The organism is Pseudomonas sp. GM60, from assembly GCF_000282415.1.
GTDB lineage: Bacteria > Pseudomonadota > Gammaproteobacteria > Pseudomonadales > Pseudomonadaceae > Aquipseudomonas > Aquipseudomonas migulae.
Genome location: NZ_AKJI01000177.1, coordinates 21,775 through 29,957, shown reverse-complemented (window position 1 = coordinate 29,957; position 8,183 = coordinate 21,775). Strand labels below are relative to the sequence as shown.

At 60.9% G+C, this 8,183-nt stretch carries 4 protein-coding genes; all 4 read left to right on the top strand.

Features of this window, described 5'->3' with window-relative positions; genetic code table 11:
• Window positions 1-445: 445 nt before the first annotated feature.
• From PMI32_RS00120 to PMI32_RS00135, 4 genes are read left to right on the top strand one after another with little or no spacing between them, the layout of a single operon-like run.
• Complete coding sequence (locus tag PMI32_RS00120) at window positions 446-1,237, top strand: YfaP family protein (protein ID WP_008035796.1); 792 nt, start codon at window positions 446-448, stop codon at window positions 1,235-1,237.
• Between the two features lie 36 nt (window positions 1,238-1,273).
• Window positions 1,274-2,986 carry a DUF2138 domain-containing protein gene (locus PMI32_RS00125; protein ID WP_008035795.1) on the top strand — a complete coding sequence of 571 codons (1,713 nt, stop codon included), beginning with the start codon at window positions 1,274-1,276 and terminating at the stop codon, window positions 2,984-2,986.
• Complete coding sequence (locus tag PMI32_RS00130; RefSeq protein WP_008035794.1) at window positions 2,971-3,621, top strand: DUF1175 domain-containing protein; 651 nt, start codon at window positions 2,971-2,973, stop codon at window positions 3,619-3,621. The genes PMI32_RS00125 and PMI32_RS00130 overlap by 16 nt, the downstream gene beginning before the upstream one ends.
• Window positions 3,618-8,183 (top strand): alpha-2-macroglobulin family protein, encoded by a 4,566-nt coding sequence (locus tag PMI32_RS00135; protein ID WP_008035793.1) that lies wholly within the window; start codon window positions 3,618-3,620, stop codon window positions 8,181-8,183. The genes PMI32_RS00130 and PMI32_RS00135 overlap by 4 nt, the downstream gene beginning before the upstream one ends.

The following is an 8,183-nucleotide window of genomic DNA, read 5'->3' as shown; positions in this document are numbered from 1 at the left end:
CGAGGCACCGTACGTCAGGGGCGCAGGCGCTTGGTTACTTGGCGCTTTTCCAAGTAACCCGCCGTAAGGGCGGAACCAATAGCCGCCGTTACCCCAGTAATGGATATGTACACCATCAAAAAACTCGTCACCAGACACGCAGCCTTCGCGAGCAAGCCCGCTCCCACAAGGGCACCGGGTACATCCGCAGGACCACCCCGCTAACTGCGTTCTCAGGTGGCAGCACTACTGCAATGACGAGGATTATTCGGCTCACACCCAACAATCATCGTGATCCCCCCCGCAATTCAAGATGTATCCGATTGTTAAAAACCCGCCAAATGGCTAACCTTCGCGCCTTCTACGACCCATAGTCACGGGTCTTTCTGACGAAACGCAGTATTTGGATCTGTAACGCGCCGAGGATCAGGCGCAAGGTTTCGTTATGCATGGCAGGAGGCATCACATGCGTTCATTTCTTCTATTGCTGATGGGGTGGGTCTGCGCGACCGCCGCCTGGGCCGAGCCGAAGGCCGAACTGTCGGAACCGGTGGGCGGCTGGCGCTACAACGGCCTGCTCGATCGCAGCGAAAACCCGCAAGTCGCCTACCCAACGCCGCCCATCGACCGGGGCGTACAGCGCAATCGCACGATGATCGAAGGCCAACTCAAGGCCATCGGCACTCAACGCGGGCCGCACACGCTGGCGGTCAACGGCAATCCTCTGAACCTGTACACCGACGACCAGGGGCGTTTCTCCCGGCCGTACGCGTTTGGCGCGGGCTCCAACAGTGTCGAAGTGCGCAGCGCCGAAGGCCAGTCCCTCAAGCGCGTCCAATTCTATGAAGCCAACAACCTGCGTACCCCGGCGCGGATTCGCGTGGTGCTGGGTTGGGACGATCCGAAAGCCGAACTCGACCTGCACATCATTACCCCCGACGGCCAGCATGCGTTCTGGGCTCGCCCGGCGATGAGCAACGGCGGCGGCCTCGACCCGGACGGCGTCGACGGCCCCGGTCCGGAAATGTTCACCATGACCGCGCCGCTGCACGGCACCTATCTGGTTTACGTGAACTATTGGGGCAACTTCGGCAGCGGCGGCTATAACTTCGATGAGACCAGCAACCAGAACGAGGTGATCACCTCGCAGATCAACCTGGTGCTGAACGAAAACACCGTCGACGAAAAACGCGAGACCTTCATCGTGCCCCTGCGCGCGATCGGTGACCTGCTGCTGGTCAAGACTTTCAACTATTAAGCATCCCGCACCACGGATGAACTGGGCGTTGTGAACATGAGCGATAACACTGTTACCCCGGCCGCTGACGCACCTGCTGCCAAACCTTCCCGGCGCTGGCCATTGCTGTTGGGCGGGCTGATCCTGGTGGCTGGCGTGGCGGCCGGACTTGGCTGGTTCATGCACAAACCCAAGGCGCCGGCGGCGCAATTGGCCAGCGACAAACTGGGCATGAGCCGCCCGGACGGCCTGCTCGAAACCCGCTCCTTGAGCCAGTTGCCCAAGGACTTGCTGGCGGTGCCGTTCCTCAAGGAAACCCTGACCGAAGATTTCGTCTTCTATTACGAAGCCCATGCCGATCGCCTCGGCTTGATCGGCAGTCTGCGGCGGATCATCTACGAACATGACCTGAAGTTGCAGGACAGCCTGATCGAGCAGCTTTTCGATCAACCGGCGGATGTCGCGTTGTGGCGCGGGGCGGATGGTCGCCTGAAGGACTTTTTGTTGGTGATGGATCGCGGTGGTCTGGCCAAGGTGCTGGAGCCGCTGGCCAAAGTGGCGCTGGATGATTCGCAGCTGACACAACTCGGTGACATCAAGGTCGCCGGCGATACGGTGCCGCTGTATCAGCTCACCTACAACAACAGCAAGGCGCTGCTGTTTGCCTCTCATGGCGACAAGCTGGTGGTTCTGTCCAATCCTTCGAAACTGTACGACAACAGTAATGGCCCGATCGATGAGCCTGGGATGGTTTCGACTCAATCGCTGGAAGCATTGCTCGGCGGTCAGAAACTCTTCCCCGAAGCCTTCGGCCTGCCACTGCGCGCGCCGGAAGTGAAACAACGCCTGTCGGTCAATTCCAGCGTACTGGCGATGGGTTACCAGCGTTTCATCCCGAACTTCGCCGGCCTGCGTTTCGACATGGACGACAAGGGCTGGCACAGCTTCCTCGCCATGGACGAACTGGAAAACCAGCCGGACTTCGATTTCAAACCGATCTGGCAAGCTATGCCGATGGGCGCCAGTGCTTGCGTGGCCTTGCCGCTCGCCGCCGAACAACAGAAGCCGTTGCTGGTGAAACTCGGTGCCGAAGAAACCGTGGCCCAGGCGCTGACCGAACACATGGCCGGTGCCGCCGGCCTGTGCTGGTACGCCGATTCGCGGCTGTACACACCGCTGCTGGTGGCCAGTCTGAATGACGACGACAGCGCCAAACTCGACGGTGACCTGGGCAACTTGTTCAGCTCGATGGTCGGCGCCTACGAAGGCAACGTCGAAGAGCACGCGTTCCCGGTGGTCGAGAAACAGGAGGGTGAAAACCGCCAGTGGCAGCGTCAGGTCAGTTCCAATTTCGGTCCTTACAAAGCCAAGGACGCCGAGGACCCGAACGCCATCACCGGCAAGGCCTTCATGCGCGTGAGCCTGGCGCGCCACGGTTCGACGCTGCTGTTCTCCCTCGACGACAAACTCGTGGACAAAGCCCTCGGCACCCTCGACAAACGCTTCCCGCCGATGGCCGACGTGGTGCCGAAAGACCTGTTGATGCCGGTCTATTTCGGCCCGGATTCCATGGCGCAGCTGATGCAACAGGAAACCCTCGACAGCCTGCCGCAGGACATGGAACCGGTGTTCTACAACGCCGCGCAAACTTACCTGATCCCGAAACTGCGCAAGCTCGGCGGCTACGGCAAATACGCGCTGACGTTGCCGGAAGGCAGCGAGCCCGACGGCCATTGGCAATGGCTGCCGCTGGAATGGAAAGCGCTGTGACCGCACTTATCCGAGGCCTCGGCCTGCTGGCGATGTTGCTGGGCAGTCGGGTATTTGCCAGTGACGCCGCGCCGCTCGACGTGCAGCAATCCCAGGTGTTCCGCGCCTGGTTCGTGCGCATCGCCCAGGAGCAACTGACCCAGGGCCCGAGCCCGCGCTGGTATCAGCAGGACTGCGCGGGGCTGGTGCGTTTTGCCGCCAACGAAGCGCTGAAAGTCCATGACGACAAATGGCTGCGCAGCAATGGCCTGTCCAACCGCTACTTGCCGCCGGAGCTGCAATTGAGCGAGGCGCAACGCGGTCTCGCCCAGCAATGGCAGCAGGGCGGCGGCAAGGTCGGGCCGTACGTCAACGCGATCAAACTGATTCAGTTCAACAGCCATCTGGTTGGCCGCGACCTGGCGCAAGCCCGGCCCGGCGACCTGATGTTTTTCGATCAGGGCGACGACCAGCACCTGATGATCTGGATGGGCCGCTACATCGCCTATCACACCGGCACCACCACCCCCACTGACAACGGCATGCGTTCCGCGAGCCTGCAGCAACTCATGACATGGAAGGACACCCGATGGATACCCGACGCAGCCAACCCCAACTTCATCGGCGTCTATCGACTGAACTTTCTCTCCCAATGACCGGTGCCCGCATGCTGCGTTTTCTGTCTCTACTGTTGGTATTGGTCCTGCCTATTTCGGCAGTGAATGCCGAAGACACCGTCGAACCGAGCGGCTACACGCCGGTGGCCGGTGAAAGCTTTTTCCTGCTGGCGGACAGCAGTTTCGCCAGCGACGAACAGGCGATGGTGCGCCTCGAAGCACCGGGCCGTGACTATCGTCGTTTCCGTATGGAGCCTTACGGCGGCGCGGACATTCGTGTGTACCGCATCGACAAACCGCTGGATTTCCTCAAGCGCCAGAAGAACCTGCACCGCGTGGTCAGCGACGGTCAGTTCAAGGGTGAAGGCCTGTCGAACACCCTCGCGTACCTGTGGGACAACTGGTACCGCAAATCCCGTCGCGTGATGCAGCGGGCGTTTTCCTACGAGTCGCGTAAACAAGTCACCGAGGAAGTGCCTGAGCTGAAGATGGGCACTGCGATTGCCGCGCCAACGCCTTACGACGCGCAGCCGCAATTCGCACTGATTCCGGGCCTGCCGGTGGTCAGTCAGTTCCGTTATCCACTGTGGCAAGCCAAACCGATCCAGCCGCCTGAGGGCGTGAACCTCGCCGGTTCGTCCAGCGAGTTCGTCACTGTCGCGCCGGGCAATGTGTACATCCCGTTGGGCAATCTGAAGCCGGGCCTGTACCTGGTGGAAGCGCTGATCGGCAAGTACCGCGCGACCACCATGGTCTTCGTTTCCAACACCGTGGCCGTGAGCAAGATTGCCGGTGATGAACTGCTGGTCTGGGCCGCACGTAAACACGAAGGCAGTTCGGTGCCGAAGGTCAATGTGTTGTGGACCGATGGCCTCGGCGTGATGAGCAGTGGCGCCACCGATGCTGATGGTTTACTGCGCCTGAAGCACGTCAGCCCGGAGCGTTCGTTCGTGATCGGCGAGGACGAAGAGGGCGGGGTGTTTGTCTCCGAGAACTTCTATTACGACAGCGAAATCTACGACACCAAACTCTATGCGTTTACGGACCGGCCGCTGTATCGGCCGGGGGATTGGGTTTCGCTGAAAATCGTCGGTCGCGAGTTCAAGAACGCCCGTGATTCGGTGTTGCCGACGGCGGCTGATGTGAATGTCACGGTGCTCGATGCCACCGGCACCGCGCTGCAAACGCTGGCGCTGAAACTCGATTCCAAAGCCGGCACACAAGGTCGTTTCCAGCTGCCGGACAACGCGGTCGCGGGCGGTTATGAACTGCGTTTCAGCTACAAGGATCAGGCCTACAGCAGTGCCTTCCGCGTGGCTGAATACATCAAGCCGCACTTCGAGATTTCGCTGAACCTGGCCAAGCAGGATTACCGCACCGGCGAACCGATGAAAGGCAGCCTCGTGCTGTTGTACCCGGACGGCAAACCCGTCGCGAATGCCAAGTTGAGCCTTAGCCTGCGTGCCCAGCAACTGTCGATGGTTGATAACGAGCTGCAATACCTCGGGCAATTCCCGGTGGAGCTGACCAGCACCGAACTGACCACCGACTCTAAAGGCAACGCGACCCTTGATCTGCCCGCCGCCGAGAAACCGAGCCGTTACATGCTCACCGTTTTCGCCAGCGATGGCGCGGCGTATCGGGTCAAGACCACCAAGGAAATCCTCATCGACCGTGGCGCCGCGAGTTTTCGCTTGAACGCGCCGCAGCGCTTCAGTGCGGTGGGCGACAAGGTTGCATTCAGCTACCTGAATGAAGGCGGCAGCGAGCAGAGCAAAGCGGTCACGCCAAGCGGCTACAGCTGGGTGCGTCTGGAAGATCAGACCACGGGCGAAGGCAAACTGGCAGCAAGCGATAAAGGCTTCACCTTGGCCTTCGAACGTCCGGGGACTTACAACCTGACGTTGAAGGATGACCATGGTCGCGTGGTCGGCGCGACCGGGCATTCGGTCACCGGCGATGGCGTCAAAGCCGTGCCCGGCACCGTGGAAATCGTCCTCGATAAACCCGAGTACAAGGCGGGTGACGAAGCCCTCGCGCTGATCACTTTCCCCGAGCCTGTCAGCGATGCCTTGCTGTCGCTGGAACGCGACAAGGTCGAGGCCACGGCGTTGATGTCGAAGGGCGGCGACTGGCTGAAAATTGAAAAACTCAGCGACACCCAATACCGCGCGCGCATTCCGGTGAAGGATAACTTTGCGCCGAACCTGACGTTCTCTGTGTTGTACACCAAGGGCGGCCAGTACAGCTTCCAGAACGCCGGCATCAAGGTGGTTGCGCCGCAAATCGACGTCGCCATCGTCACCGATAAAGAGGTGTATCAGCCGGGTGATACGGTGTCCGTTGACCTGACAACGCAGTTCGCCGGCAAGCCGATTCCGGCGCACCTGACGGTCAGCGTCGTCGACGAAATGGTCTACGCGCTGCAACCGGAAGTGGCGCCGACCATCGACCAGTTCTTCTACCATCCGCGCCGCAACAACGTGCGCACCAGCGCCAGTCTGTCGTTCATCAGCTACGACGTCGCGTTGCCGGGCAGCCCCGGTGCACCGGGCAAGGCCAACCGCAGCGAGCGCGGTGTGAAAGTGCTGGAGCGGCCGCGTCGTGAAGACGTCGACACCGCCGCGTGGCAGCCGGAATTGATCACCGACGCCAACGGCAAAACCCGCTTCACCTTCAAGATGCCGGACTCGCTGACCCGCTGGCGCATCACCGCGCGAGCCATCGCCGATGACGGTCAGGTCGGGCAGAAAAAGCAATTCCTGCGCTCGGAAAAACCGTTGTACCTGAAGTGGAGCGGCCCGACCAAATTCCGCAGTGGCGACAAACCGGACCTCGGCGTGTTTGCCTTCAGCCAGGCGGAAAAACCGGTCAAGGCTGAGCTGGTGATTCATTTCGCCGGCGCCGAACAACGAGTGCCGGTGACGCTGAACAACGGCATCAACTACATCGCGTTGCCGGCATTCGCCTTGGCCACTGGCGAGTGGACCGCCGAGCTGGTGCAGGACGGCAAAACCGCTGACGCCCTGGCCGTGCGTCTGACCGCGACCGGCGAAGGTTGGCTGGTTACGCAGAGTCAAAGCCTGGATGTGGCCAGCGGTGATACGCCGCTGACCTTGCCGGCAGATGCGACGGACATTCGCCTGCGTCTGGATGACAGCCCGCAAGCGCTGTTCCGTTCGGCGCTGGATGATTTGCTCAGCTATCCGTATGGCGGCGTCGAGCAGACGGCCAGTCGTTTGTTGCCGTTGAGCATTGCGTACCCGACCTTGTCGTCGAACCCACAGATCCGCGATCGCTTGCGCCTGATCATGCAGAACAGCCGTCTGCGCCTGGTGCAAATGGCCGGGCCGTCGGCGAGTTTCACCTGGTGGGGCATGGACGGTGAGCCGGACGCGTTCCTCACCGCGTACGCCTATTACGCCGACTGGCACGCCAGCAAAGCACTGGAACTGAGCCTGCCGCCGGAGCATTGGCAGCGGGTGCTGGAGGTCTATTCGAAGCAGGCGAAAAACACGCCGCTGTTGCAGCGTGCGTTGATCCTGTCGTTCGCCAAACAGATGCAATTGCCGGTCAACACGTTGCTCAGTGGTTTGATGGATGACCTGGCGAAAGCGGGTCAGGGCAATGCCGCGACCCTGATGGAGGATGGCGAAGACAGCATTGTCATGAGCGATCCGGATTCGGCGTTGGGTCTGGCGACGGCGCGTGCGTTGACCGCTTCTTTGGCGAAGCAATCGAAGGTCACTTTGCCGGATGCTTTCAATCGGCAACTGGCGGATGCGCAACAGCGTCTGGCCGTCAGTTCGCAGCCGTTTGCCGAAGCCTTGAACCTGTCGCTGCAAAGCTTCGATCAGGCTCATGCGCAAGCGTTGTTGCAACGTTTGTTGCCGCAGCAATCGACCCTGGAGCGCGCATTGGCGCTGACCTGGTTGCAACGCAGCATTGAGCAGGCCTCGCCCACCATCGCACTGGCACCGGGTGAAGGCTGGAAGAAAAATTATGGTGATACCGGTGAGATGTATTGGACGTGGCAGGGTGCTTCGTCGGTGCCGGCAGTGTTGGCGCTGACCGGGACGCAAGAGCGTCCGTTGCGTGCCGCGTTGAGTTTCCAGACTAAACAACCGCCGGTTGATCCGATGGCGGTGACCATCACCCGTCGCTTGTCGCGTCTGGTGCCGGGTGATGAAGCCTTCACCTTCAAACTGGAAGCGGTGGGCACCAAACCGTTGTCCAGCGACAGCCTGTATCTGGACGAAGTGATCATCACCAGCAAAGCCGCGAAACCGCTGCGCTACGGCATGATCGAAGTACCGCTGCCGCCGGGCGCGGATGTCGAGCGCACCACGTGGGGCATCAAGTTGATGGGCAAGGCCGGCACTGAACCGACGGCGCTGGAGAAGGCGCGTTTCGAACCGGGGCAGATGGCTTACGGGATTCCGGTGGATGCCTTGAGCGGTGAATTGCGGCTGCGTCACTTGGTGCGCTTCTCGCAGAAAGGCCAGTTCAACCTGCCACCAGTGCGTTTCACTCAGGTTTACGCGCCGCAGCATCAGGCTCAGGAACAGAAACCGGCGCTTGGTCAGGTCACGGTCAACTGA